Origin of the sequence: Streptomyces sp. A2-16 (assembly GCF_018128905.1) — a bacterium.
In the GTDB taxonomy this organism is placed as follows: domain Bacteria; phylum Actinomycetota; class Actinomycetes; order Streptomycetales; family Streptomycetaceae; genus Streptomyces.
In genome coordinates, this window is record NZ_CP063808.1 from 167,555 (window position 1) to 192,867 (window position 25,313).

Consider the following 25,313-nt stretch of genomic DNA (forward strand, 5'->3'; position numbering starts at 1 on the left):
CGCTCCGCGGGGCGCGTCATGTGACGCAGTGCACAGGAACTCGGAGCGGGGGAGCGGAGCGTTACCGATGTGAGGGAAACAGAGACGGCTGAACCTGAGCGGGCGCGGATACGCGCGGGCGACCGGGCGGCCTTCGGGGAGTTGTACGACCTGTACGCGCGGGCCGTCTACAACCACGCCCTGCGGCTGACCGGGAACTGGGTGGAGGCCGAGGAGGCGATGTCCGAGACCTTTCTGGCCGCCTGGCGGACCAGGGAGACGGTGGAGCCGGAGGGCGGTTCGCTCAAGCCCTGGCTGCTCGGGATCGCCACGCACAAGGCGTACAACGCCAACCGGAGACTGCGCAGACGGCTGGCCTTCCTGGCCCGCAGTCCCGAGCCGCGGCCGGTCGAGGACTTCGCCGAGGAGACCGCCGGGAGGATCGACGACGCCCGGCGGCTGGCGGTGGTGCACCGCGCCCTGGGGCGGCTGGGGCGGCAGGACCGTGAGGTGTTCGCGCTGTGCGTGTCGGCCGGGCTCGACTACCGGCAGGCCGCCGAGGCCCTGGGCGTCCCCGTCGGCACCGTGCGCTCCCGGCTGTCGCGGGCCCGGGCCCGGCTGGCCCGGCTGAGCGGCCAGGCGGAACCGCCCGCCGCCCACGGAGAGATGGAGAGCGAGGCCGCGCTCGCGGCCCTGTTCCTGAAGGAGGAGACCCGATGAACGAGGCCGAGCGGTTGCTCACGACCCCGGCGGAATGGGACCTCCCGCCGGAACGGCACCGTCACTTCAAGGACGTACTGATGCAGCGGATCGACCACGACAACAGCCGTACCCGACAGCCTTCCGCACGGCGCCGGTTCGCCCGGCCGGCCGTGCTGGTGCCCCTCGTCTCGGCAGCCCTGGCGGGAGCGCTGCTCGTCACGCTCACCCCGGACGGGCACACCCCCGAGGCACCCCCCGCGGCCGGGGCCGCCGGCGCCTCCCGCACCCTCGACCGGATCGCCACGGCCGCCATGGCGAGCGACGCGATCCGGGTGCGGGACGACCAGTTCGTGTACGTCAGGACGCTGGAGCGCTCCAACACGGGCAGCTTCACCGGCCCCGTGCGGCTCGGTGCCCTGCACACCGAGGAGCGGTGGACCGCCCAGGACCCAGGCCCCCTCCGGGTCACCGGATGGCTCCGCTCCAGCGGCAAGGACGCGATCATGCCCGGCCAACTGATCCCGATCGAGTCCGCCGAACCCGTCCCGGCCGGCGTCGCCCACCCCACCTACCGGTGGCTGGCCTCGCTGCCCACCGACCCCGACGCCCTGCTCTCCAGGCTGTACAAGGAGGCCAGGCCGGTCGAGGGCGAGTCGCGGGACCAGGCGGTCTTCTCCCTGATCGGCGACCTGATCGGCGGCGCCGTGATGCCGCCCGCCAACGCCGCCGCCTTCTACCGGGCGGCCGCGAAACTGCCCGGGGTGCGGGAGATCCCGGACGCCGTCGACGCGGCCGGCCGGCACGGCATCGCCATCACCCTCGACGACACCGGCTTCGCCACCCGCGACGAGTGGATCTTCGACAAGGAGACCCTCACCCTGCTCGGCTCCCGCTTCTACGTCACCGACCCGGACCGGGGCATCACCACCGAGACCCTGTCCGGCACCAGCGCCGTGATGAGGACCGCCGTCGTCGACGGAAAGGGCGAGGTGCCCGCCCGGGCCGTCTCCCGCTGACCTCCCGCTGACGCCCGGGGGAGCACAATGGCAGCCATGAGCATCGTCAAGATCAACGTACTCACGGTCCCCGAGGAGCAGCGCGAGACGCTGGAGAAGCGGTTCGCCTCCCGGGCGGGGACCGTGGAGAACTCGGACGGGTTCGAGTGGTTCGAGCTGCTGCGTCCGGTCGAGGGCACCGACACCTACCTCGTGTACACGCGCTGGCGGGACGAGGAGTCGTTCCAGCAGTGGATGTCCGGGATGGCGCAGGCCTCGCACGGGGGCGGGGGCGAGGGGGAGCGCCCCAGGCCGGCCGCCTCCGGGTCGACGCTGTGGAGCTTCGAGGTCGTCCAGCAGGCCGCGCCCAAGTAGCGGCGCGAAGGGGATCCCGGGTCCGTGTGCCCGGGGTCCCCTTCGGTGCGCTACAGCACGACCTGCTTGCCGCCGAGGGTGACCACCAGGCTGCCGTTCGAGGCGAACGACCAGCCCAGGGCGCCGGAGTACGAGGAGCAGCGGGACCCGTTGGTGCCGGACCAGAACTGGTTCGAGCCGTCGGAGTCGCCGATGATCCGGTCGTTGGTGCCGCTGCCGAAGCGGCATGAGGTGTTGTTCCGGAACACCGACGTGCCGCCGTCGAAGTTGAAGTTGCGCTCGGTGTTGTCGATGCTCAGGTTGTTCGACACGGCCATGGTGCCCGGGTTGCTGTTCCAGGTGAACCCGTGCTTGCCGTTGCCGTAGGCGATGCTGCTGCGCACGACGTGGTTGACCGCGATGTCGTCGCCGCCGAGCTTGTAGCCGTTGCGGTCGCCGTTGCCGGCCTGTGAGCCGTCGCTGAGGGTGCCGTTGTCGTAGGACAGGGAGTACTCGACGGTCACCGGGCCGATCGCGCCGGTGTCGGTCTTGGTGTAGAGGTCCCAGCCGTCGTCGATGTTGTGGTGCGAGACGGTGTACCGGAACACGTTCCCGGTACCGGTGGTGAGCTTCGCGGCGAAGCCGTCGGCGTCCTCGCCGTCGGAGTCGGCGTTGTCGTGCGACTCGGAGCTGAGGATCAGGTTGTTCGCGGGCCACTGGCTCGCCGGGGTGGTGGAGGCCATGCGGCCGAGCTGGAGGCCGGTGTCCCGGTTGAAGCGGGTCACCGTGCGCTCGACGACGTTGTTGCTGCCGCCGACGTAGATGCCGTTGTCACCGGCACGCTCGACGACGAGACCGTGGATCTTCCAGTGGTTGGCGTTGAGCTGGATCCCGCGGTTGGAGGAACTCTCGCTCTGCGCCGAGAAGTTGAGCACCGGGGTCTCGCCCGGGTAGGCGGAGAGCGTGGTGCGGGCAGCGGAGGTGCCGTTGCTGCCGGCCGGGATGGTCACCGTCGAGGAGTAGGCGTACGTCCCGCCCCGCATGTAGATGGTCCCGCCGGACGCGATGCGGCTGATCGCCGAGGTGAGCGTGGTGGGCGCGGTGACGGTGCCGGCGGCGCCGTCGGTGCCGCCGGGCGCCACGTACAGGGCGCTGCTGGACGGCGGGGTGGTGGTACCGGTCGTCTCGGCGTCCAGGTGGTCGACGTTGGGCAGGCCGTTCGCGGTCGTGGGGTTCAGCCGGATGGTGTTGCCGCCCGCGGCCACCGGCACGGTGAGTGTCTTCGTGGTCCAGCCGGTCCAGGTGCCGGTGGACTCGAAGGAGGCCGAGGAGACCGTCGAGCCGTTCACGATGATGTCCGCGGGGCGGGCGGTGGTGGTGCCGTTGGCGAAGCGGACGCTCAGGGTCGCCGTGCCCGATGCGGGTGCGGTCACGGTGAACTGGACGTAGGCGCCGGTGGCGTTGGTGCCGTTGCAGAATCCGCTGCCGGAGTAGCCGGCGTACTCGGTCTCGACGGCTCCGGTGCAGATGGCGGGGGATGTCTCGGCCTCGTAGCGGGTGGTGGCGGCCTGCGCGGTGGTGCCGGACAGTGCGACGAGCGTGCCGGCGAGAAGGCCGACAGAGGAAATGAGGGGTCTCAGGCGCATCGTTCGTCTCCATGGTGTGTGGTGACGGGGGCACGTATTCTTCGGACGGTAAGCGCTTGCCATGGGCGCGTCAACGGTTGTGTATGTGATCGCCGTTCACACATACGAATTGGATACGGTGAGCGGCATGACGCTCTTCGTGAAGATCTGCGGCCTGAGGACCGAGCAGGACGTCGACACGGCCGTGGAGGCCGGCGCCGACGCCATCGGTTTCGTCTTCTCCGACAGCCCGCGCCGCATCGACCCCGCGACGGCCGCGCGGCTGGCCGCCAGGATCCCCGAGAGCGTCCTGACGGTGGGCGTGTTCCGCCGGGAGCCCCTGGAGTACGTACGCTCCGTGGCCACCGAGTCGGGCATCGGGGCCGTCCAGCTGCACGGCCCCGAGGACCGCGGTTACTACGCCGGCCTCGCGACGGGCGGCTGGACCCTGATCCGGGCGGCCGCCTTCGGCGACTCCGTGCCGCGCTGCGGGGAGTTCGGGGAGGACATGCTGCTCCTCGACGCCCCGGTGCCGGGCTCCGGCATCGCCTGGGACTGGTCGCGGAAGCAGGTGGCGGGCGCGGGGGAGAAGTGGCTGCTCGCCGGGGGCCTCACGCCGGAGAACGTACGGGAGGCCGTGGAGGTCACCCACCCCTGGGGCGTCGACGTCTCCAGCGGTGTGGAGGCGAGCCGCGGCGTCAAGGACCCGGCCCTGATCACGGCGTTCGTGGAGGCGGCACGCACGGGAGCGCCCGCCGTCGGTCCGGTGGACTGACGACGGGCGCGACGCGCCCCTCAGGGGCGCGGGGCTGTGTCGCTCAGCGGCTGCCGCCGCGCGGGCGCGACCGGTCGGGAGCCGACCGGTCGCACCACTCGCCTACCCCTTCGACGGGACGAACGCCAACGCGTCCCAGGCGATCGACGCATCCCCCGTCCCGTCCGCCGTGGCCGAGCTCAGCGACACGCTCGGCGTGCCCTTGAACGCGTACGACCCCAGCGACACCCAGGCGTTCCTGCCCCCGGTGTTCTGGGAGATCGTCTTCTCCACGATCGTCCCGTCACCGAGGTCGATGCGGTACGTGGCCGACGGCGTGTTCGCCTCGTGGTCGGGCAGGTGCACCATCACCTCCGCGGAGCCGACCACCTTCCGGTCCGGCGTCCACGTGCCGGTGACCACCGAGTCGGTGTAGCTCGGCACCCGGGTGTGGGTGAGCCAGAAGTGCCCGCCGAATCCGGCGCCCAGCTGGTGGAAGTCGATCTTCGAGGGGTAGACGGTCGCGCCGTTCTGCTGCGCCGACCCGAAGGTGAACGTCAGCGAGCCCCGGCTGACCCAGTTCCGCTCGCCCGCGCAGGGGTTCGCGGCCCCGACCCGGAACTTCACCGTGTTCGGCACGTCGTCCACGATCAGGGCGTTCGCCGGGAGCGTGGACGTGCAGGCGGCCGGATGCGGCGCGGCGACCTTCGGCTCGGGGTCGGTCACCGCGTACTTCAGCACCTCGGTGCCGCAGGTGGCCTTGCAGTCGGTCCAGCTCACCGGCTGGTTCCACCAGCACTTGAAGTCGTCCCGCTGGCACGGCCCTTCGGGCTGGCTGGACCCCTCGACCTTGCGCGGCTTGGTGATGTCGCAGTCGTTGACGGTGGGCTTGCAGAACGTGTCATGGGCCGGCTGGGCGTCGGGCGCGTTGCCGGTGGGCCAGTCGCCGACGGTGAACGCCCTGACGGTCGCCCCGGTCGCCGGGTCGGTCTTCTGCTGGGAGTAGGCCGCCCAGCCGAGCACCCGCTCCGGGTACGTCCACAGGTTGGGGTTGCGGGCGTCGTCGTAGCCGGACGACAGGAACATCTTCCGGTCGGCCGGGTAGAGGCCGTTGGCCGGGTTGTTGAACCAGCCGAGGCCCCAGGGAGCGCTCGCGTCGGTCGAACTGGGCAGGTTGAGGCCGCTGTTGTAGGCCCACAGCGCGAGCCACCAGTTCTCCAGGTACTGCGGGTCACCGCCGTTGACGAGCAGGCCCTTGTCGTAGAGCTGGTTCCACTTGTCCTGGAGGATCTGCAGCCCCGCGGCGATGTTGGCCGCGTAGTCCACGGTGAGCGCCTGCTGCTGCTCGGCGGTGTACGTGGTGTCGGCCTTCGCCATGCCGCTGGTCACCTGGGAGATGCCGTAACCGCAGTCGGCGGCGGCCCAGTTGACGGTGTGGACGCTGCCGGCGTTGCCGTAGTAGCCGCCCTGGATGAAGTTGCTGCTCTCGCCCGCTGCCGCCCGGGAGCCGGCCTGGAGCAGGTTGGACTCCTGGGACAGCACCCCGAGCATGATCTGCGCGGGGACCCGGCCGCCGCCCTTGAGCGGGGTGGACGGGAACAGGCCCTGCGGGGTGTACGACGGAAGCTCGCTGCCGTTCCAGCCGCTGCGCCGGCGCACGTCGAGCTTGCCCTGCACGGCGAGGTCCGTCGCCCACTCGGCCTGCGCGGTCGAGGGCTGGAGCGACTGGAGCTTCGGGTCGTTGCGGGTGACGGCGCAGGCGCGGTCGGGGTCGGTGGTGGAGGTCGAGGCGTCGTCGGCGGCGGCGCTCGTCGCGCTGACGCTGTCCGTGTGCACGCCGTCGGACAGCGCCGGGGACTGCTCGGCGCCCTGCGACTTCTGCGAGATCCTCGGCTTCACGGTGAAGTCGACGGTGCTGTCGCTGCCGGGCAGCACCGCGCCGATCCCGACGGAGCGGGCGATGTCCGCCGCGGCCTTCCTCCCGCCCGCCGCCTCGGTGCCGTTGCCCACGGAGGTCAGCGCGAGGCCGCCGGTGGTGGAGACCTCGGCCGAGGCGGGCACGTCCAGCGTCCGCCAGCTCTTCGGCAGCGCGGAGTCCTTCACGGCGGCCTCCGCGTCCTTGCCGGTCACGAAGACCCGGCCGCCGGTGCCGTGCACCGCGAGGGCCCCGAGCGCGCCGGAGCCGAGGAGCCGGTCGGAGCCCGCCGAGGTGACCCGGCGGACCTGCACCTGGGTCCCGGCGGGGACCTGGTAGGCCAGTCCGCTGTGCGCGTCCGGCACCAGCCGGAACGGCGTGCCGCCGGTCCTGGCCAGGGTGCTGGTCGCGCCCTTGGCGTCGACCGAGACCACGGCGTCGCCCCGGGCGGCCGCGATCTCGTTCCCGAAGGGCACGGCGGAGGTGAGCTGACCGGCGACGGTCTGCTGCCGGACCAGTTGCCCCTTGCGGGCGTCGACGGTGAGCAACTGGGTGTCGTCGCCCTGCGGCCGGGTCAGGACGGCCTGTTCGCCGTCGCCGCAGCCGGGGTTGAAGTAGGCGAGGGAGACAAGCTCGGGGAGCTTGGTCACGGTGCCGTCCGCCAGGTCGACCACGGCGGCGAACGCGCCGTGCTGGAAGCCCTGTTGGTCGTTGACGGCCTGTCGGGGGGCGTAGACGACGACGGCCCGGTCTCCGGACCCCGTCACACAGGTCTGGCCGATCCACTGGTCGGTGTCTACGCCCGGCTCGGACAGGGTGGCCGCGGTGTGCCACTTGTAGGCGTCGGCCGCGTCGGCGACCAGGACGTGCAGGCCGGTGCCGTCACCGTCGTAGGTGACGATCCGGTCGCCGGACTTCTGCCAGCCGGAGGGGAGTTGCGAGGTGTCGGTGACACGGTCCGCCGGGGTCGGGGCGGCCGGGTCGGAGGGGTCGGTCAGGGCCGCGGAGGCGAGAGGAGCGACGAGGGCCAGGGCCAGTACGGACATGCCCGAGGCCGCGAGTATTCTCCCGCGCCGGCTCTTCGGCACCCAGCGGTGCCTACCTCCTGGATGTTCACGAGTGGTGCGCAAGGGATTCCGCCCGGATTCATTTGTGAGGGTCGGGTACCGGCCATGACGTTCCCCCAGACCGGTGTCGCGGAAGCTATCAGTCCGGTATGACGGCGAAGGAAGGCGGAGGTGAGCTACCGGGCGGTATCCACGAAACGTCCACGAGATCCGGTCAACGTACTCCTGGTTGTTGAGGTCTCATCTACTGCCGGCACCCTCAACACCCCCCACCAACACCCCCACACAGCACGAGGACCAGTGAACGTGTCGAAGAACAGCAGGCGCCTGCGGGTTGCCTTCATTGCCGTCGCCGTGACTCTCGCGGGTCTCGCGGCCGCCGGCCCCGCGGCCGCGGCGGCTCCGTCCGGGGCGGCGACCGTCGCCGAGGCCCAGCAGCCCGCCGTACCCGTCGACTTCGTGGACCTGCCCACCAGTGCCCTGGTGGCCGACGGCAAGTCGCACCAGATCACCGTCACCTATCGCAACGACACGTCGGCGGACCTGACCGTCGCCCCGCAGCTCCTGGTGGAGTCGCCGGACGCGGGCCCCTTCCTCACGCCGTCGGACGTCGTCGTCGAGCAGCGCACCGCACACGGCTGCTGGCGGCCGGTGGAGACCGCGAGCCAGACCGGCACGCTCTTCACCGACCTGACGACCGCTCAGCGCACCCTCCACCCGGGCGAGACGCTGACCCGGACCTACCGGATCACCGCGACCACCCCCGACGCCCAGGGCACGGTGCTGCCACGGGTCGCGCTGTACGGCTGAGCCGAAGGACGCGGAAGGCCCAGGCCGTCTCGGCCTGGGCCTTCTGTGCGGGAACCGACCAGCGCGAAGTGCCGGTCAGTGCGGAGTGCCGGTCAGCGCAGTGTGCCGATGCGGTCGATCCGCTCGTTCACCCCGTCACGGAGTTCCTTGAGCGTCGTGCCCGGCGGAGCAACCGTGGGCTCCGACGACGGCGGCTGGGTCTCGTCCGCGCAACTCGCGCCGCGGGCCGGGACCTTCAGGTCCACCAGGTAGTTCGTGATGGCGTCCGTCGCGCAGGCGCTGCGGTTGAAGGCGGTGTGTCCCTCGGCCTTGAAGGTGAGCAGCCGGCCGTTGTCGAGCTCACGGGAGAGGGCCACCGCGTCCTGGTACGGGGTGTCCGGGTCACCGGTGTTGCCGATGACGAGGATCGGCGCGGAGCCCTTCGCGTGGAAGTTTCCGGCGTAGCGGCTGGTGTGCTCGCCCTTCCACTGGACGCAGGCCGTGGCGTGCTGGTGGTCGTAGGTCGGCGGGCCGTACGCCATGGCCGGGCCCAGCAGCGGGGCCAGCTCGGCGTTGGTGGTGACCTGGCGCTTCAGCAGGGCCGGGTCGGTCGGGTACTTCTTGTCGACGCACTCGACCACGACGTTCGGGTTGAGGAAGTCGAAGCTGGCCGGGGACGGCGGACGCAGCAGGAACGACGTGTTGTCGCGCAGCTGCGCCTTGCGCAGGGCCTCACCGAAGGACGGCCAGATGACCTTGCCCTCGTTGATGTTGAACATCAGCCGGTAGACCAGGGTGTAGCCGTTGGCCTGGCCCCCGTTGGCCGTCGGCACCGGGTTGGCGTCCAGGTCGGCCTTCAGCTTCTCGAACGCCCCGCGCGGGTCGCCGTCACCGAAACCGCAGGTCGCCTGGTCGGCCTTGCACCAGTCCAGGAAGCGGCTCATCGCGCCGTCCAGGGCGAGGTACTGGGGCCGGTCGTAGGCGTAGGGCCGGCTCGTGTAGTTCTCCGGGTCGTACGCCCCGTCGAGCGCGAGCGCGCGGACCCGCTTCGGGAACATCGCGGCGTAGACCGTACCGATGTAGGAGCCGAACGAGCGGCCGTAGTAGGTCAGTTGCTTCTCGCCGAGGGCCTGGCGCAGCAGGTCGATGTCCCGGGCGACGTACTGGGTGCCGACGTACGGCAGCAGGTCGCCGGCGTTGGTCTGGCAGGCCTGGTCGAAGTCGGCGGCCTGCTGGACGGCGGGCTCGTAGGCGTCGGGGCCGGGGACGCCCTTGGCGGCGGTGACGGCCTTGGTGTAGGTCGGGTCGTCCCAGCAGACGACCTGCGAGCTGCGGCCGACGCCCCGCACGTCGTAGCCGAAGACGTCGAAGTCGTCGCGCAGGGCGGCCGGCAGGTCGTCGTAGTTGTTGCGCACGAAGTCCACGCCGGAGTTGCCGGGGCCGCCGGGCTGCAGGAACAGCGTGCCCTTGCGCTTGGCGGGGTCGGCGGCCGCCTTGCGTATGACGGCCAGGGTGAGGGTCCTGCCCTGCGGATCGCGGTAGTCCAGGGGCACTTGGGCGTTCGCGCACTGGAAGCCGTTCTGACAGTCCGACCAGGTCAGGGTCGGCACGGTCGGTGCGGCCGGCGTTGCGGGTGCGGTCTGCGCGGCCGCCGACACCGGGGACGCGGTCCAGGCCACGGCGAGCGCGCTCACGGCGGCTCCGGCCAGTCTGAGTCGTCTGAACTTCACTGCTTTTGTTCCCCCTTGGGCTGGTCAAGCCTCAATGAACAGGTGGTCTCACAGAGGGAACACAGCAAAACACGCGTCCCGGTTCCCGCTCGCCCGGGGTGGTCCCTGCGGCCGTAGTCCTTGCGGCCTACGCGGAAGCCGTCGCGTACTGCGTTCTCAGTAGCGGGGAATGTCGGCAGGCGCACGACGACTTCGCGGCCCTCGTCCCGACAGCCTGGGTGGACCGTCCGGCATCAGATGTGGAGACCCCAGCCGTGGCTACTTTCCTTTACCGCGTGGGCCGCCTGGCCTTCCGGCGACGCTGGTACGTCGCCCTGGTCTGGGCGGCTGTCCTGGCCGCCGTCGGGCTGGGAGCCCTCAAGGCGCCCGGAGCCACTGACGAGGGGTTCTCGATGCCGGGCATCGAGTCCCAGAAGGCGTTCGACCTGATGGAACAGCGCTTCCCGGGAGTCACGGCCGACGGCGCGACCGCACGGGTCGTCTTCGTCGCGCCCAAGGGCGAGAAGGTCACCGCGGCCGACCACAGGAAGGCCGTCGAGGACACCGTCTCCGACCTGGCCGACGGCTCCCAGGTCGCGTCCGCCGTCAACCCCTTCCAGGCGAAGGCGGTGAGCAAGGACGGCACGACGGCGTACGCCACCGTCACCTACAAGGTCGGCGCCAACGACCTCACCGAGTCCAGCAGGACCCAGCTGGACAAGGCCCTCGACGAGGCCCGGGACACCGGGCTGACCGTCGACGCCGGCGGCACCGCCATGGACGACGGCGGCGGCGCGGGCGGCATGGCCGAGGTGATCGGTGTCGCCATCGCCGCGGTCGTCCTCCTCGTCACCTTCGGCTCGCTGGCCGCCGCCGGACTCCCCCTGCTGACCGCGCTCATCGGCGTCGGCATCAGCATGGCCACGATCCTCGCCCTGTCCGACGCCCTCGGTCTGTCCACCACGACCGGCACCCTCGCGATGATGCTGGGCCTGGCCGTGGGCATCGACTACGCCCTGTTCGTGGTCTCCCGCTACCGCGAGGAGCGCGCCAAGGGCAGGGCACCCGGGGAGGCGACGGCCCTCGCGGTCGGTACGGCGGGCTCCGCCGTCGTCTTCGCCGGCCTCACCGTCGTCATCGCCCTCGCCGGGCTCGCGGTGGTCGGCATCCCGATGCTCACCAAGATGGGCCTGGCCGCGGCGGGCGCGGTCGTCGTCGCCGTACTCATCGCGCTGACCCTGGTCCCGGCGTTCCTCGGCTTCTGGCCCAACGCGGTGCTGCGGCGCAAGGACCGCAAGGAAGGCCGTATCGAGGAGGAGGCGAAGGACAACGGCGGCACCCGCTGGGCCAGGTTCGTGCTGCGCCGGCCGCTGCCCGTGCTGATCCTCGGCGTGGTCGGCCTCGGCGCCCTCGCCCTGCCGATGACCTCGCTGCAGCTGGGCATGCCCGGCGACGAGGCCAAGTCGACCTCCACCACCGAGCGCCGGGCCTACGACGCGCTCGCCGACGGCTTCGGACCCGGCTTCAACGGCCCCCTGACCGTCGTCGTGGACGCCAAGGGGGACGACGACGCGAAGGCGGCCGCGGCGACCGTCGCGAAGGACATCGGCGCGACGAAGGGCGTCGTGTCCGTGTCCCCGGCCCGCTTCAACGAGGCCGGCGACACCGCCGTCTTCTCGGTCGTGCCGTCCACCGCGCCGACCGACGAGAAGACCAAGGACCTGGTGACGACGATCCGCGACGAGCGTCCCGGCATCGAGTCGAGGACCGGCGCGAGCTACGAGGTCACCGGCACCACCGCGCTGAACATCGACATCTCCGAGAAGGTGCAGTCCGCGCTGGTGCCGTACCTGGTCGTCGTGGTGGGCCTCGCGATCGTGCTGCTCCTCGTCGTCTTCCGCTCCCTGCTCGTCCCGCTGAAGGCGGCCCTCGGCTTCCTGCTCTCCGTCCTGGCCTCCCTCGGCGCGGTCGTCGTGGTCTTCCAGGAGGGACACGGCGCCTCCCTGCTGGGCGTGGAGACCACCGGCCCGATCATGAGCCTGATGCCGATCTTCCTGGTGGGCATCGTCTTCGGCCTGGCCATGGACTACGAGGTCTTCCTCGTCTCCCGGATGCGCGAGGCGTACGTCCACGGCGAGACGGCCGCCCAGGCGGTGACCTCGGGATTCCGGCACAGCGCCCGGGTGGTCGTGGCCGCCGCGCTGATCATGATCGCGGTGTTCGCCGGGTTCATCGGCGAGAGCGACTCCATGATCAAGATGATCGGGTTCGGGCTCGCCGCCGCCGTCCTGCTCGACGCCTTCGTGGTCCGGATGGCCCTCGTGCCGGCCGTGCTCGCCCTGCTCGGCGACAAGGCCTGGTGGCTGCCGCAGTGGCTGGACCGGACCCTGCCCCGGGTGGACGTCGAGGGCGAGGCCCTCACCAGGGCCGCCGACACCCCCGAGCCCGCCCCCGCCGGCCAGGAGGCCGTACGCGTCTGACGCCACCCCCACAGGGGCCGCCCGTGTCCTACGGCACGGGCGGCCCCCGTCGCTCACCATGGGCCCTGAACCCACCCACCGGAGAACACGATGACCACGAGCCTGGAGCGGCGCTACGCGGACCGCCTGGAGGACCTGTCGGACCGCCACCCCTTCCTCGTCGACCTGGCCCTGGTCCTCGCGCTGATGGGCTCCGCGACGCTCGGGGCCTCGCTCACGCTGCCCGGGGCCGCGCCACCGGACGACGACCGGCTGGCCGTGGTCCTCATGGGCGTGTCCTGCCTCGCCCTGCTCAAGCACCGCACCCACCCGCGGGCCACCGTCGTGGTCAACGCCGTCTGCGCCACCGTCGTGATCGCGGAGGGGTACCTTCTGACCCCCCTGCTGCTGGGCCCCGTCATGGCGTCGCTGTACTGGCTGGCCACCCTCGCCGAGCGGTCCACCATCCGCGTCTACGGCCTCACGACCATGGGGGTGCTCACGGTCGCCGCGGCCATCTCCGACTCCATGGACCATGTGTCGCTGATCCTGCGGACCATCGGCCCCGTCTTCTGGCTGCTGCTCCCGCTCGCCGCCGGCACCATGACCCGGCTGCGGCGGGCCTATCTGGAGGCCACGCGGGCCCGCGCCGAGCACGCCGAGCGCACCCGGGAGGAGGAGGCGCGGCTCCGGGTCACCGAGGAACGCATGCGGATCGCCCGGGAGTTGCACGACGTCGTCGCCCACCACCTGGCCCTTGCCAACGCCCAGGCCGGTACCGCCGAGCACCTCGCGCTGACCAGCCCGCCGCAGGCGAAGCAGATCCTGCACGACCTCACCGGTACGACCTCCTCCGCACTGCGGGAGCTCAAGGCCACCCTGGGACTGCTGCGGCAGACCGACGACGACGGCACCGTCCCGCCGGAACCGGCCCCCGGCCTCGCCCGGCTGCCCGAACTGGTCTCCTCGTGCGCCTCCGCGGGCATCACGGTCACCGTCACCACGGAGGGGGAACCGCAGCCCCTCTCCCCGGGCGTGGACCTCACCGCCTTCCGCATCGTGCAGGAGGCGCTCACCAACGTCACCAAGCACGCGGCCACCCACAGCGCGCACGTCCGCTTCGTCTACGCAGGCGGCCGTCTCCTCATCACCATCACCGACGAGGGCCGGCCCACCGCGCCCGCCCCCGAGCCCTGGAAGTGCTTCGGCCTCATGGGCATGCGGGAACGCGCCGAGTCCATCGGTGGTGAACTCCGGGCCGGACCACGCCCCGAGGGCGGCTTCGAGGTGAGCACGGCGCTGCCGCTGCAGCCGTCGGCGACCGGCGGGGAAACGGCGTGAGGGGACGGGCCCGGCGGTGGGGCAGGGTCCATCCGGGGTTCACCGGGAGGTCGCCGGCCGCCGGGCCCGTGCCCGTAGGGTGACCGGCATGGCTGACGTGGATCTGGACCGGGCCCTGGAGGTCGCGACGGACCTCGCGGCCTGGGCGTCCAGGGCGATCCGGCGCCCGCGCGACCCGGGTGCCGAGGTGCGGGAGAAGGACGGGCCCGCGGACATCGTGACCGCCACCGACGAGGCGGTGGAGGCCCACACCCGCGAGGTGCTCGCGCGGGCCTTCCCCGACCACGGGATCGTGGGCGAGGAGTACGGCACGACCGAGGGGGCCGCCGGCGCCCCGCACTGGGTGGTCGACCCGGTCGACGGCACCACCAACTACGCCCACTCACTGGGCTGGTGCTCCTACTCGCTGGGCCTCGCCGCCCCCGACGGCACCCCGCTGCTCGGCGTGGTGGCGGACCCGTGGCGCGGCGAGACGTTCACCGCGGTCCGGGGCCGCGGGGCGTATCTGAACGGCACCCGGGTGCACGCGGCCGGCCACACCACCCTCACGGGCCATGTCTTCCTCACCGAGTGGGCCGCGCACGCCCACTGGCCCGGCCTGGACGCCCTGCTCGCCGAACTCGCCGACCGGCACTGCACGGTTCGCGTGATGGGCTCCACGGCGCTCTCCCTCGCGCAGGTCGCGGCCGGCCGGGCGACCGCGGCGGCGATCGGCGGGTTCCACGCCGTCGACGGGCTCCCGGCCCTGCTGATCGCCCGGGAGGCAGGCGCGGTGGCGCTGCCCGAACTCCCATCCCACAATCAGCCGTTGCTGCTCGTGGCACCCGGCGCCGCCGAGGAGACGGCCGACATCTGGCGCCGGTCGGGGGCGGAGGCCGGCTGACGGCCTGCTGGGCGAGATGTGACCAGGAGATAACCGTCAGCGAGGTATCAAGAGCCTGATCAGAGCACATACTTCAGCAAGCGGGAGGGTCCCGGGGGGAACTCTGACGGGGAGTTGTTTGATGCATGCCGACGGCGCGGGGCTTGGCAGGGTCCAGGTGCGTCTCAAGTGGGACCCGAGCCCCTTCGGGGAACCGGCCAGGCACCTCGACATCGTCGCCGCGACCTACGCGGCGGGCGATCCCTACGGCCCCCCCGAGTACGTCGTCTACCACGACAACCGCGCGCCCGACGGCACCATCACCATGACCCGGCACAGCGAGACCGGCCTCGGCCTCGGGTTCGTCGAGGTGATGGAACTGGAGTTCGAGAGGCTGTCGCCCGCCTACGGACGGGTCGTGGTCGGCGTCGCCATCCACCAGAGCGGCGGCCCCCGCACCTTCGGCGACCTGAGCCATGCCGGGGTGCTCGTCGTCGAGGGGTATCGCCGACTGCTGGCCGACGATTTCGCGGGCGTCGCGGACGCCACGGCCGCGACGATCGCCGAGTTCAACCGGGACCCGTCCGGGGCCTGGCACCTCAAAGAGCTGATCCGCGGCTTCGACAGCGCACCGACCGCCTTCATGGCGGAGATGGGCCGTCACCGGGGATGATCGGGCCGTGTCTCCCGTTGCGTGTTCGTATCGGTCCTGGACGGACGGCGCGGGCCCGGCGGGCATAGGCGCATACTGAGGAGGATGACAAAGCCTGCTGCACCGAAGCGTCATTTGCCCACCAGCCCCTTCAAGGCACCGGTCGCCCCCGCACCCAAGCACTTCGCCGTGGGCGACCAGGTCACGCACGACATGTACGGTCTCGGCCGGGTGATCGGCGTCGAGGACGGAATCGCGGTGCTCGTCGATTTCGGCTCGTCGCAGATGCGGATCCTGAGTCCGTACTCCAAGATGACCAAGCTGTAGGAGAAAGGACCCCCTCTCATCGATCTGACCTCGCTGTTCTCGGCTCCCGAAGGGCAGCCCCAGCGCACCCCCGCGGCCCTGCCGCCGCCCACCACGGACCCCTTCAAGGCCCCCGACTTCGGGGACGAAGAGGACGAGAACTTCCCGCGGCCGGAAGCCGCCTAGCTCCCCTCACAGCTCCCGTGACGGACGAAAGGGCCGCACCCACCCGGGGTACGACCCTCCGCCTGACGGGACCCCCCCGCCTCACCGATGGTGCGGCGAGGTCGGACAGTGCTGCCCCGATGAGCTCCTTTCCGTAGTCGTCGCCGTTCGGTGTACGAATCACCGAACGGCGTGTTTCTGGGTCGGACCGTCTCCCTGGCTCGCGCCGTACGCGCCGGCCAGGGGGCCCGGACCCCGGCGGCCGACCCCGCCCCACACCTTCGCCGCGACTGCCGTCCAGGACGTCGGCGTGCCTCCCCTGTGCGAGCGCTGTGGCCCGGCCGTGATGTGGCACAGCCGACACCCAGCCACGCATGCGAGCGTGAATTCCGGTTAGGCGCACTGGGATCACTCGATTCAGCGGGCAGGTGAGAAGAGATCTCTTCCATGGCGAAGGCACCGGACTCGACAGCCGCGGCGGAAACGGACCAGCAAGGACAGGAGGGAGCGGACACCGCGGCCGGCGTCCGCAGACCCCCAGCCCCGGTCGCACCCCGTGCGAGCCGGGGTTTTCCGTCCGCGGTCTCCCGCACCGGCCGGGTCGGCGGTCTGGACGGGCTGCGCACCCTCGCCGTGGCGCTCGTCATCGTCCACCACGTGGAGCCCGAGGCGCTGCCGGGCGGCGCGGTCGCCGTGGACGTCTTCTTCACCATCAGCGGCTTCGTGATCACCCGCCTGCTGCTCGCCGAGTACGTCCGCCGCGGCGGGATCTCCCTCATGTCCTTCTACCGCCGCCGCTGGCTGCGGCTGGTGCCCGCCCTGCTGGCCCTGTGCGCGGTCTGCGTGCTGCTGGCGTCGACGACCTCCCTGGGGGGCTTCGACGGTTCGCTCCAGGCCGCGGGTCTGTCGGCGGCCTTCCTCACCAATGTCGTACGGGCCATGGAGTCCGGCCCCTACTCCGACCTCACCGGCCCGCTCGCGCACACCTGGTCACTGGGCGTGGAGGAGCAGTTCTACCTGCTGTGGCCCCTGGTGCTGCTGTTCCTCCTGCGACGGTGCCGGGCCCGTACGGTCCTTCTCGGCACGGCGGCCCTGTGCGTGCTGCCGCTGCTGTGGCGCTGCGTCCTGTGGACCCCGGAAGCGGCCCACCGCATCTACAACGGCACCGACACCCGCGCCGACCAGCTGCTCGCCGGTGCCCTGGTGGCCGTGGCGCTGGCCCGCCTGCGGTCCGACGACCCGCGCCTCGCCCTGCTGCGCACCTGGTCCGCCCGCCTCGCCTGGCCGGCCCTCGCCCTGCTGGGTCTCGTCGCCTGGCAGGTACCGGTGACGGAGGACCTCGGCGGCTGGACGGCCGCGTGGTACACGGCCGGCTTCCTCGCGGTCGCGGCTCTGTCCGCCACCCTGGTCACGGCCCTCGAACTGCGCCCCGAGTCGGGAATGTCCCGGTTCCTTGCCCTGGCCCCCCTCGCCTGGGCGGGCCGCAATCTCAGCTACGGGATCTACCTCTGGCACTACCCGGTCGTACGACTCCTCGCGTCCCTCGGCGTGCAGGAGGGACGCCTGGCGGTGACGGTGCTGCTCACCCTGCTGATGGCCCTGCTGTCGTACTACGTGATCGAGAGGCCGTTCCTCCGCAGGGCACACCGGGCGAGGACACCGGCACCGGCGCCGGCGCTCGCGGGGGCGACGTAGGCAGTCCCGGTACCGGCCCTCGGCGGGGGCGACGTGGGCCCCGCCGAGGGCCGGTTCGGTGTTCCGCTCAGGCAGTCGCCGAAGCCCCCGCCTCGGCCCTGCGTTCCTCGCGCCACCACGACGCGCCCCAGGCCAGCGCGGCCCCGCCCACCGCGTACGCGGACAGCACCCACAGGGCCGAACCCGTCGCGTGGCCGGAGAAGTACACGGTGTTGCGGACCAGTGTCGTGCCCGCGCCCGGGGGCAGCGCCTGGCCGATCGCGCTCCAGAAGGCCGGGAGGAGGGGGGCCGGGTACACGCCGCCCGAGCTCGGGTTGCCGAGGACCACGAAGAGGAGCACGACCAGGCCCGTGCCGAGCAGGCCCCACAGGGTCTGCAGCGCGAGGGCCGTCGCCGCCGAGGCCAGGACGACCAGTGTGCCGATCGCGCTCAGGGCCCAGAAGTGGCCGCCCAGGGAGTCGAACACCGGGCCCACGATCACCGCTCCGGCCACTCCCGACACGACCGCGTACGGGATCAGCACCGCCAGGCGGATCAGGGTGCGGGCGCGGTTCGCCGGGCGGGAGCCGGAGGCCATGCCCATGATGGTCGCGGTGAGGTAGCCGCCGATGACCCAGCCGAGGACCAGGTAGAAGGACGTCATGCCGCGGCCGTCACCCGAGTTGGGGGAGCGGATGTCCGTCACCGTGATCCGGCGCTTCTCGGACGCCTCGATCTTCTGGGCGATCTGCGTGGCCGTCTGGGAGACCGACGGGCCGCCCGCCGAGGCGACGAGCAGGGTGTCCTCGGTGCCCCCCGCGTTGAAGAGGAAGGCCGCGTCCGTGCGGCGTGTCATGACCCAGTCGCGGGCAACGGCCGTGCTGGAGGCCGCCGTCGCCTTCACCGGTTCGCCGTCCAGCGCGTTCAGCTGGGCGACGATCTTCGCGGACGCCTGCTGGGGCGCCACCACCGCCACGGGGATCCGGTGCGGGGTGGGGGAGTGGAAGGCGCCCACGTACGAGACGACGAAGGCGAGTTGGACCAGGAGGCCGCCGAGGACCAGGCCGAAGGCCCTGAACGTCACGGCGTCCTTGAACTCCGCCGCGAAACCGGGGAACTTGGGGGCCGGCTCGGTGGGGGGAGTGCCGGTGGAGGAGGTGGAGGGTGCGTTCACCGGCGCATCGTCGCACAGGCGGGTGAATTCACCGTTCCGTTCTGCCGTCCCGTGAACACCGGGCCACCCGCCGGACTAATCGGCCGGTAACCCCAGCTCCGCCCAGATCGTCTTGCCGCCGGCCGTCTGCCGGCTCCCCCAGCGCTCCGCCATCTGCGCGACCAGCAGCAGCCCCCGCCCGCCCTCGTCGAACACCCTCGCCCGCCGCAGATGCGGAGCGGTGCTGCTGCCGTCGGAGACCTCGCAGATCAGCGCGGAGTCCCGGATCAGCCGCAGGACGATCGGGTCGTCGCCGTAGCGGACGGCGTTGGTGACGAGTTCGCTGACGATCAGCTCCGTCGCGAAGGCGGCGTCCCCCAGGCCCCACGCCGTCACCTGTTCGCTCGCCGACTTCCTGGCCCGTGCCACCCCCGCGGGGTCGCGCGGCAGGTGCCAGGTGCGCACCTTCGCCGTGTCCAGGGCCGAGGTGCGGGCCAGCATCAGGACGATGTCGTCGGCCGGACGGGAGGGCAGGACCGCCCGCAGGACCTCGTCGCAGGTCTCCTCCAGGGGGCCCGCGTTCTCGGCGAGGGCCCCGCGCAGCAGGTCCAGGCCGACCTCGATGTCACGGTCGGCCGCCTCGATGAGGCCGTCGGTGTAGAGGGCGAGCAGACTGCCCTCGTCCAGCTCCACCTCCACGGACTCGAAGGGCAGGCCGCCGAGGCCGAGGGGCGGGCCGGCGGGGAGGTTCAGGAAGCGGACCTCGCCGTCGGGGGTGACCACGGCCGGGGGCGGGTGGCCGGCGCGGGCCATGGTGCAGCGCCGGGAGACCGGGTCGTAGACGGCGTACACACAGGTGGCCCCCACCTCGCCCGCGGGCGCGGACTCCGACGGCCGCCCGCCGCGGGTCTCCGGGCCCTCCTCCCGGTCGAGCCTGACGACCAGGTCGTCCAGCTGGGTGAGGAGTTCGTCCGGCGCGAGGTCCACGTCCGCGAGGGTCCGTACGGCGGTGCGCAGACGGCCCATCGTCGCCGAGGCGTGGATGCCGTGGCCCACCACGTCGCCGACGACCAGGGCGACCCGGGCGCCGGACAGCGGGATGACGTCGAACCAGTCGCCGCCGACGTCCGCCCCGGAGCCCGCCGGGAGATACCGGTACGCCACCTGCATGGCCGCGAGGTCCGGCGGGCGGTCGGGCAGGAGGCTGCGCTGAAGGGTCAGCGCGGTGCGCCGCTCGTGGGTGTAGCGGCGGGCGTTGTCCACGCTCACCGCGGCCCTCGCGGCGATCTCCTCCGCGAGCAGCAGGTCGTCCTCGCTGAAGGGTTCCGTCGTGCGGTGCCGCAGGAAGTGCACCAGGCCCAGGGTGACCCCCCGGGCCCGCAGCGGCACCATCATCACCGAGTGGATCATGTACTTGGCCACGGTCTCGGCTCGGGCCGGGGAGGACTCGACCCACTCCTGCATCCCGGGGTCACCGATCGTCGGCAGGGTGCCGCGGCCGGCGATCAGGGCCCGCATCGGGGGCGTGCCCACCGGGTAGAACGTCCGCTCGCCGGTCGGCACCACCGACTCCGGGCAGCCCGCGAGGACCGAGCGCTGCGCGGTCCTGCGTACCGTGACGGGCCGGTCCGGCGGCACCGGTTCCGGTTCCTCGCCGAGGGCCACCGACTCCAGCAGGTCCACGGTGACGAAGTCCGCGAAGCCGCTCACGGCCACCTCGGCCAGTTCGTCGGCGGTCCGGGTCACGTCCAGGGTGGTGCCGATGCGCAGGCTCGCGTCGTTGAGGACGGCGAGGCGGCGGCGGGCCCAGTACTGCTCGGTGGTGTCGAAGACGGCCGCGGACATGCCCCGCACCACCCCGTTCCCGTCCTTCAGCGGGGACAGGAACATCGACCAGGCGTGGCCCCGGACCTCGCCGGGGGCCTGTCCGTAGTTCTCGTGGAAGATCGGCTCACCCGTGCGCAGCACCTGCCGCTGGAGGCGGTCGTACTCGTCGAAGGGCGGGTTCGGTTCGATCTCCCACAGGGTCAGACCGCGCATCTCGGCCACGCTGCGGCCCATCACCCGGGTCATGACCTCGTTGGCCGACACCAGCCGGGCCTCGGTGTCGTAGACCGCCACCGGTACGGGCAGCTGCGCGAGCGTGAGGTCCCACAGGGCCTCCGCGTCCGCCTCGACGGGCCCGGCCATGTGCTCCGGGGCGGCGGGAGTCACCAGCCAGGGCCGCGCGCCCCCGCCGTCCGAGAGCGGTGTCGCCTTCAGCCGTACGACGACACGGCCGCCCGCGCGGTGCCACAGCGCGACCTCGGTGGCCCAGCGCAGTCCCCGGGCCACATGGCGGCGCGCGGACTCGGGCAGGTCGGCGGCGAGCAGCTCGGCCGCCGGACGCCCGACGACCTCCTCGGCCTCGTACCCGAGCAGCTGGCGTGCCCCGGCGCTCCACACCGTGATCGTTCCGCCCGCGTCGACGACGACCGCCAGGTCCTCGGGTACGCGTCCCTCCACGGTGCCTCCGGGTGTGCCGCCCCTGCTGTCCATGCTCCCAGCGTCCCGCCGCGCAGCCCCCCGCTCAAGCGATGACAGGAGGAACACGGTGGCACTGCCGTGAGGAGCCGCAGTCTTGCACGGGGTGACGGGAGCGGGGAACGCAACGGAACGATCTGTCCGCGCCGCGGCCACGCCTGACGGCCCGGCAGGGCGCTGGTGCGGCGGAGGTGTGTCAGCCCAGCGGGCTGTCGGCCCAGGGGAGGGACGCCGACGGGTCGTTGAACGCTTCCTGGCGGGGCGGCTGGACCTCGTGGCAGGTGAAGCCGAGCCGGGTCAGGGCCCTGCCCACCTCGTGGGCGGTGAAGTCACGGCGGTCCTGCCGGGTGATCACCTGGCCGACCTGCTTGACCGGGTAGACGTGAGGACCGACGGTCACACACAGGCCGGTGGCGGGTTCGGGCTGGACGCCGTCCATCGACCTCTCGACCTCGCTCATGGTCAGGTCGAAGGGGAAACGTGCGATGACGATGCGCATGGTGCCTCCACGGGGGGCAGTCGGAACGTGACGTGAGAACGGCCAGGGTGCGGCCCTGTTCGTCTCCTTCTCGACGGGGACGCCGGCGGAGCGGCCGCCGGGCCCGTCAGTGGTCGTACGGCTATCGGCTGGTGGGGGTGGAGCGGCGGCGGCCCCGCGCGGAGCGGCTGCTGCGGCTGCGTCCGGCGGACCCGGAGCGCTTCGGGGCCTCCGCGGGCGCCGGGACGGGCAGGGTCACCGGCACTCCGGAGGGGGTGCGGGCGCCCGTGATGCGGTTGAGCTCGGCCTCGCCCGGGCGCACCCGGGTGATCCGCGCGGTGACGCCGGCGTCGGACATCAGCCGGTCCACCGCGCGCCGCTGGTGCGGCAGCACGAGGGTGACGACGGTGCCGGACTCGCCGGCCCGTGCGGTACGGCCGCCGCGGTGCAGGTAGTCCTTGTGGTCGGCCGGCGGGTCGAAGTTGACGACGAGGTCGACGTCGTCGACGTGGATGCCGCGGGCCGCGACGTTGGTGGCCACCAGGACGGTCACCTGGCCGTCCTTGAACTGGCCGAGGGTCCGGGTGCGCTGCGGCTGGGACTTGCCGCCGTGCAGCGCCGAGGCCAGCACGCCCATCGACAGCAGGTGCTTGGCCAGGCGCTCCGCCGCGTGCTTGGTGTCCAGGAACATGATCACGCGGCCGTCGCGGGCGGCGATCTCGGTGGCGGTGGCGTGCTTGTCGTCGTCGCGCACGTGCAGGAGGTGATGCTCCATGGTGGTGACGGTGCCCGCGGAGGGGTCGACCGAGTGCACCACCGGGTCGTGCAGATAGCGGCGCACCAGCAGGTCGATGTTGCGGTCGAGCGTGGCCGAGAAGAGCATCCGCTGGCCGCCCGGGCGGACCTGGTCGAGCAGGGCGGTGACCTGGGGCATGAAGCCCATGTCGGTCATCTGGTCGGCCTCGTCCAGCACGGTCATGCTCACCTGGCTCAGGCTGCAGTCGCCGCGCTCGATGAGGTCCTTGAGCCGGCCGGGGGTGGCCACGAGGACCTCGGCGCCGGCCCGCAGCGCGGACGCCTGCCGGCCGATCGACATGCCGCCGACGACGGTGGCCGCGCGCAGACGCAGCGCCCGCGCGTAGGGGGTGAGCGCGTCGGTGACCTGCTGGGCCAGCTCGCGGGTCGGTACGAGGACCAGGGCGAGCGGGTGCCGGGGCTCGGCGCGCTGTCCGTCCAGGCGGGCCAGCAACGGCAGACCGAAGGCGAGCGTCTTGCCCGAGCCGGTGCGGCCGCGGCCCAGGACGTCACGGCCGGCCAGGGAGTTCGGCAGGGTCGCCGCCTGGATGGGGAAGGGCGTGGTCACGCCCTCGGCGCGGAGCGCGGCCTGCAGACGCTCGGGCAGGTCGAGCTCGCTGAAGGCCTCCACCGCGGGCAGGGCCTCGGTGACGGTGGTGGGAAGGGTGAACTCGCCGCCGGGAGCGGCGGCCGGACGCGAGCGCTGGTGGCTCGCTCCACGGGAGCGGAAGCGGGACGTGTTGTTCCCGCTGTTCCCGGTACGACGGGTGCGGTTCATGGGAGGGGAACCTTCCTCGATGCGTGCGGCACGTGTCGAGGAATTCCTCCGGGGCGCGGCGAAACCGCACGAGAATTCGCAAGAAAGAGCCGGGGAGAAACGAAGAAATCAGATTCTTCGGGACAATGGGACAGGGCCCGCACCCCAAGAGTGCGGGCCCCAGCCGTGTAGATACGCGTCAGCGTCAGGCGGGAACGATGTTCTCGGCCTGCGGGCCCTTCTGGCCCTGCGTGACGTCGAAGGTAACCTTCTGGCCTTCCTGAAGCTCGCGGAAGCCGGAGGTGGCGATGTTCGAGTAGTGCGCGAACACGTCAGCGCCGCCGCCGTCCTGCTCGATGAAGCCGAAGCCCTTTTCCGCGTTGAACCACTTCACGGTGCCAGATGCCATATTGAATCTCCCTAGGGGGCAGTGCCGGGACCCGCACTGTACGGACCCCGAGTCGCCGCGATGGACTCCCCTCCGGAAGATCCGGAAAGACGCCGGTGAACTTCGAGAAATTCTCCGGAAACCAAAACTGCAACTCTTATCACGGTAACACATGGTAGGTGGGTGCCTCTACGTCGCCCGGAATTCTGGTGGTGTCCGCGCCGAAAAATTCGCCGCGCCCCGCACATGAATCTGTCGTAGCGGCGACAGTTTCTCTGTGTCGCCGAAGCCGCGCATGACCGGCGACGCGCGCCAGTCCTGGGCCGGGACGGGTGCCGCCCCGGTGTTCGACTGCCGCCGTCGTGCCATACCCTGCATCTTCGGTGAACCGGGCTACTCAGGGGGGACACAGGAACCCGGACCGTGCTCCTTCCCTCTTCCACAGTCGGCAGGCGGTTCTGTGACGAGCATCTAGTGAAACTGGCCGAAATTGATACATATGCCACCGCAGATTCATCCGCGGGCGAGACTCTGGGCCGTGGCGGCTGTCATAGCCCTCGGGTTCTTCATCGCGCTGGAGTTCACCGCGCGCAGCTACGGCCTGCCGGGACCGCTCACCGTCCAGGCCCGAGAACTGGTGCTCCCGCCCAAGTCGGGACCCCTGCTGTACGCCGGCCTCGCACTGATGATGGTGGTGCTCACCTGGCGGCAGCGCTTCATCGCGCTCGGCGCCGCGATCGGCCTCGACCTTCTCTTCCTGGCGGTCCGGTGGGTCTTCGGCCTCCATGTGCCCCACGGCCACCCCTTCGGCAACGGCGCGCTGTGGGTGATCCTGGGCTACGGGGTCGTCGCCCTCACCCGCCGCACCGGGCCGGAACGCGTTCTGCTGCTGAAGGGCGTCGGACTGGGCCTGCTGCTGGTGGCCGGCCGCAAGACCGGTGACACCTGGCTGCTCATCACCGCGAAGAGCCGGCCGCAGGTGCTCGACCCGTACCTGGCCGACGCCGACCACGCCCTGGGCAACCCCTCGTGGCTGATGGGACGGCTCGTCACGGCCACCGGAGCCGTCGGCTTCAACTTCCTCGACACCATCTACGGCCAGCTCGCGGTGGCCGCGGTGGTCGTCGCGCTGTACCAGCTGCGCCACGTGGCGGCGGACCGCCGCTTCCCGCGCCACCACCTGGTGCGCACCTTCCTGCTGATCGGCCTGCTCGGACCGGGCATCTACATGATCTTCCCGGTGGTCGGCCCGGTCTTCGCCTACGGCACCGGCACCGACCACTGGGCGTCGATCGCCCTGTGGTCGCCGCAGATACCGAGCGACGGGCACTGGGCGGTGGCGAACCTGTGGCCGCAGACCCCGCCGCCGATATCCGCCCCGCACTCCATACCCTTCGACGAGGTCACCCCCCGCAACTGCATGCCCAGCCTGCACACGGCGTGGGCCACCGCGATCTTCATCCACTCCCGCAAGGGCCCCCGCCTGCTGCGGTACGCGGGCACCTTCTGGCTGATCGCCACTCTCTGCGCCACGCTGGGCTTCGGCTACCACTACGGCGTGGACCTCATCGCCGGCGTGGTGTTCACCCTCACCATCGAGGCGGGAGTGCGCACGTTCGACCGCGGCTGGGACCGGTCCGGGCTCCGGCTGACGGCCTACGGCACGGCGGTCTTCGTCGCGCTCCTGGTGTCGTACCGCTGGCTGCCGGTGCAGATGGCCGAGTACCCCTGGCTGGCCGGACCGCTTCTCCTGCTGGCGATGGTCTCGGTGATCTACGGCTATCTGCGGACCGTCGCCCGGTGGGAACCGGCGCCGGCCCCGGCGCGAGTGCCGCAGCCGGAGCCCGAACTGCTGTGAACCGCGGCGGGCG

At 71.7% G+C, this 25,313-nt stretch carries 20 protein-coding genes; 12 read left to right on the forward strand and 8 right to left on the reverse strand.

Going from position 1 to position 25,313, the window contains the following annotated elements; genetic code table 11:
* Positions 1 to 69: 69 nt before the first annotated feature.
* Genes IOD14_RS00805 through IOD14_RS00815 form a run of 3 tightly spaced genes read left to right on the forward strand, consistent with a single transcriptional unit; the run spans position 70 to position 2,051 of the window.
* Positions 70 to 699 (forward strand): RNA polymerase sigma factor, encoded by a 630-nt coding sequence (locus IOD14_RS00805; RefSeq protein WP_123990517.1) that lies wholly within the window; start codon positions 70 to 72, stop codon positions 697 to 699.
* Entirely contained in the window at positions 696 to 1,697 is a 1,002-nt protein-coding gene (locus IOD14_RS00810; RefSeq protein ID WP_123990518.1) for a CU044_5270 family protein, read from the forward strand. The genes IOD14_RS00805 and IOD14_RS00810 overlap by 4 nt, the downstream gene beginning before the upstream one ends.
* A gap of 36 nt (positions 1,698 to 1,733) precedes the next feature.
* The gene (locus tag IOD14_RS00815) at positions 1,734 to 2,051 is read left to right on the forward strand and encodes an antibiotic biosynthesis monooxygenase (protein WP_123990519.1); all 318 of its coding nucleotides are present in this window, start codon (positions 1,734 to 1,736) and stop codon (positions 2,049 to 2,051) included.
* Positions 2,052 to 2,101: 50 nt separating this feature from the next.
* On the opposite strand, the gene IOD14_RS00820 is transcribed toward IOD14_RS00815, so the two are convergent.
* Positions 2,102 to 3,676 (reverse strand): carbohydrate-binding protein, encoded by a 1,575-nt coding sequence (locus IOD14_RS00820; protein WP_212669412.1) that lies wholly within the window; start codon positions 3,674 to 3,676, stop codon positions 2,102 to 2,104.
* A 127-nt stretch (positions 3,677 to 3,803) separates the two neighbouring features.
* On the opposite strand from IOD14_RS00820, the gene IOD14_RS00825 reads away from it, so the two are divergent.
* On the forward strand, positions 3,804 to 4,430 hold the full coding sequence (locus IOD14_RS00825; RefSeq protein WP_123990520.1) for a phosphoribosylanthranilate isomerase: 627 nt from the start codon (positions 3,804 to 3,806) through the stop codon (positions 4,428 to 4,430).
* A gap of 102 nt (positions 4,431 to 4,532) precedes the next feature.
* Here IOD14_RS00825 and IOD14_RS00830 read toward each other — a convergent pair whose 3' ends face one another.
* Complete coding sequence (locus tag IOD14_RS00830; RefSeq protein ID WP_212669413.1) at positions 4,533 to 7,370, reverse strand: hypothetical protein; 2,838 nt, start codon at positions 7,368 to 7,370, stop codon at positions 4,533 to 4,535.
* A 327-nt stretch (positions 7,371 to 7,697) separates the two neighbouring features.
* Here IOD14_RS00830 and IOD14_RS00835 point away from each other — a divergent pair, with 327 nt between their 5' ends.
* The gene (locus IOD14_RS00835; RefSeq protein ID WP_123990522.1) at positions 7,698 to 8,201 is read left to right on the forward strand and encodes a hypothetical protein; all 504 of its coding nucleotides are present in this window, start codon (positions 7,698 to 7,700) and stop codon (positions 8,199 to 8,201) included.
* Positions 8,202 to 8,293: 92 nt separating this feature from the next.
* On the opposite strand, the gene IOD14_RS00840 is transcribed toward IOD14_RS00835, so the two are convergent.
* On the reverse strand, positions 8,294 to 9,910 hold the full coding sequence (locus IOD14_RS00840) for an alpha/beta hydrolase (RefSeq protein WP_212669414.1): 1,617 nt from the start codon (positions 9,908 to 9,910) through the stop codon (positions 8,294 to 8,296).
* Positions 9,911 to 10,164: 254 nt separating this feature from the next.
* Between IOD14_RS00840 and IOD14_RS00845 the strand changes: the two genes are divergently transcribed.
* The 6 genes from IOD14_RS00845 to IOD14_RS00870 all read left to right on the forward strand — a co-directional run bounded on the left by IOD14_RS00845 (position 10,165) and on the right by IOD14_RS00870 (position 17,369).
* Entirely contained in the window at positions 10,165 to 12,369 is a 2,205-nt protein-coding gene (locus IOD14_RS00845; protein ID WP_212669415.1) for an MMPL family transporter, read from the forward strand.
* 90 nt (positions 12,370 to 12,459) lie between these two features.
* A complete protein-coding gene (locus IOD14_RS00850; protein ID WP_212669416.1) occupies positions 12,460 to 13,689 on the forward strand; it encodes a sensor histidine kinase in 1,230 nt (409 codons plus the stop codon).
* Between the two features lie 88 nt (positions 13,690 to 13,777).
* Positions 13,778 to 14,572: an inositol monophosphatase family protein gene (locus tag IOD14_RS00855; RefSeq protein ID WP_212669417.1), complete on the forward strand. Its 795-nt coding sequence runs from the start codon at positions 13,778 to 13,780 to the stop codon at positions 14,570 to 14,572.
* A gap of 121 nt (positions 14,573 to 14,693) precedes the next feature.
* Positions 14,694 to 15,224 carry a TerD family protein gene (locus IOD14_RS00860; RefSeq protein WP_123990526.1) on the forward strand — a complete coding sequence of 177 codons (531 nt, stop codon included), beginning with the start codon at positions 14,694 to 14,696 and terminating at the stop codon, positions 15,222 to 15,224.
* Positions 15,225 to 15,308: 84 nt separating this feature from the next.
* On the forward strand, positions 15,309 to 15,530 hold the full coding sequence (locus IOD14_RS00865; RefSeq protein ID WP_037706913.1) for a hypothetical protein: 222 nt from the start codon (positions 15,309 to 15,311) through the stop codon (positions 15,528 to 15,530).
* Between the two features lie 591 nt (positions 15,531 to 16,121).
* A complete protein-coding gene (locus IOD14_RS00870) occupies positions 16,122 to 17,369 on the forward strand; it encodes an acyltransferase (protein ID WP_212669418.1) in 1,248 nt (415 codons plus the stop codon).
* Between the two features lie 67 nt (positions 17,370 to 17,436).
* Here the strand turns inward: IOD14_RS00870 and IOD14_RS00875 are convergent, their stop codons facing one another.
* From IOD14_RS00875 to IOD14_RS00895, 5 genes are all read right to left on the reverse strand, one after another.
* Entirely contained in the window at positions 17,437 to 18,522 is a 1,086-nt protein-coding gene (locus IOD14_RS00875; protein WP_123990528.1) for an ABC transporter permease, read from the reverse strand.
* Between the two features lie 75 nt (positions 18,523 to 18,597).
* On the reverse strand, positions 18,598 to 21,039 hold the full coding sequence (locus IOD14_RS00880; protein ID WP_123990529.1) for a SpoIIE family protein phosphatase: 2,442 nt from the start codon (positions 21,037 to 21,039) through the stop codon (positions 18,598 to 18,600).
* 181 nt (positions 21,040 to 21,220) lie between these two features.
* Complete coding sequence (locus IOD14_RS00885) at positions 21,221 to 21,523, reverse strand: SCO5918 family protein (protein ID WP_123990530.1); 303 nt, start codon at positions 21,521 to 21,523, stop codon at positions 21,221 to 21,223.
* Positions 21,524 to 21,644: 121 nt separating this feature from the next.
* A complete protein-coding gene (locus IOD14_RS00890) occupies positions 21,645 to 23,075 on the reverse strand; it encodes a DEAD/DEAH box helicase (RefSeq protein ID WP_123990531.1) in 1,431 nt (476 codons plus the stop codon).
* Positions 23,076 to 23,259: 184 nt separating this feature from the next.
* Positions 23,260 to 23,463, reverse strand: coding sequence for a cold-shock protein (locus IOD14_RS00895; protein WP_007383480.1), 204 nt, complete (start codon positions 23,461 to 23,463; stop codon positions 23,260 to 23,262).
* A 517-nt stretch (positions 23,464 to 23,980) separates the two neighbouring features.
* Between IOD14_RS00895 and IOD14_RS00900 the strand changes: the two genes are divergently transcribed.
* The gene (locus IOD14_RS00900) at positions 23,981 to 25,300 is read left to right on the forward strand and encodes a phosphatase PAP2 family protein (RefSeq protein WP_249125789.1); all 1,320 of its coding nucleotides are present in this window, start codon (positions 23,981 to 23,983) and stop codon (positions 25,298 to 25,300) included.
* Positions 25,301 to 25,313: the final 13 nt, after the last annotated feature.

What these genes read in the sequence shown, in the direction of transcription:
- IOD14_RS00885 (WP_123990530.1), bottom strand. Translation starts at nt 21,523, where the DNA reads ATGCGCATCGTCATCGCACGTTTCCCCTTCGACCTGACCATGAGCGAG.
- IOD14_RS00865 (WP_037706913.1), top strand. Translation starts at nt 15,309, where the DNA reads ATGACAAAGCCTGCTGCACCGAAGCGTCATTTGCCCACCAGCCCCTTC.
- IOD14_RS00880 (WP_123990529.1), bottom strand. Translation starts at nt 21,039, where the DNA reads ATGGACAGCAGGGGCGGCACACCCGGAGGCACCGTGGAGGGACGCGTA.
- IOD14_RS00850 (WP_212669416.1), top strand. Translation starts at nt 12,460, where the DNA reads ATGACCACGAGCCTGGAGCGGCGCTACGCGGACCGCCTGGAGGACCTG.
- IOD14_RS00825 (WP_123990520.1), top strand. Translation starts at nt 3,804, where the DNA reads ATGACGCTCTTCGTGAAGATCTGCGGCCTGAGGACCGAGCAGGACGTC.
- IOD14_RS00820 (WP_212669412.1), bottom strand. Translation starts at nt 3,676, where the DNA reads ATGCGCCTGAGACCCCTCATTTCCTCTGTCGGCCTTCTCGCCGGCACG.
- IOD14_RS00860 (WP_123990526.1), top strand. Translation starts at nt 14,694, where the DNA reads ATGCATGCCGACGGCGCGGGGCTTGGCAGGGTCCAGGTGCGTCTCAAG.
- IOD14_RS00815 (WP_123990519.1), top strand. Translation starts at nt 1,734, where the DNA reads ATGAGCATCGTCAAGATCAACGTACTCACGGTCCCCGAGGAGCAGCGC.
- IOD14_RS00890 (WP_123990531.1), bottom strand. Translation starts at nt 23,075, where the DNA reads ATGAACCGCACCCGTCGTACCGGGAACAGCGGGAACAACACGTCCCGC.
- IOD14_RS00810 (WP_123990518.1), top strand. Translation starts at nt 696, where the DNA reads ATGAACGAGGCCGAGCGGTTGCTCACGACCCCGGCGGAATGGGACCTC.
- IOD14_RS00855 (WP_212669417.1), top strand. Translation starts at nt 13,778, where the DNA reads ATGGCTGACGTGGATCTGGACCGGGCCCTGGAGGTCGCGACGGACCTC.
- IOD14_RS00870 (WP_212669418.1), top strand. Translation starts at nt 16,122, where the DNA reads ATGGCGAAGGCACCGGACTCGACAGCCGCGGCGGAAACGGACCAGCAA.
- IOD14_RS00830 (WP_212669413.1), bottom strand. Translation starts at nt 7,370, where the DNA reads ATGTCCGTACTGGCCCTGGCCCTCGTCGCTCCTCTCGCCTCCGCGGCC.
- IOD14_RS00895 (WP_007383480.1), bottom strand. Translation starts at nt 23,463, where the DNA reads ATGGCATCTGGCACCGTGAAGTGGTTCAACGCGGAAAAGGGCTTCGGC.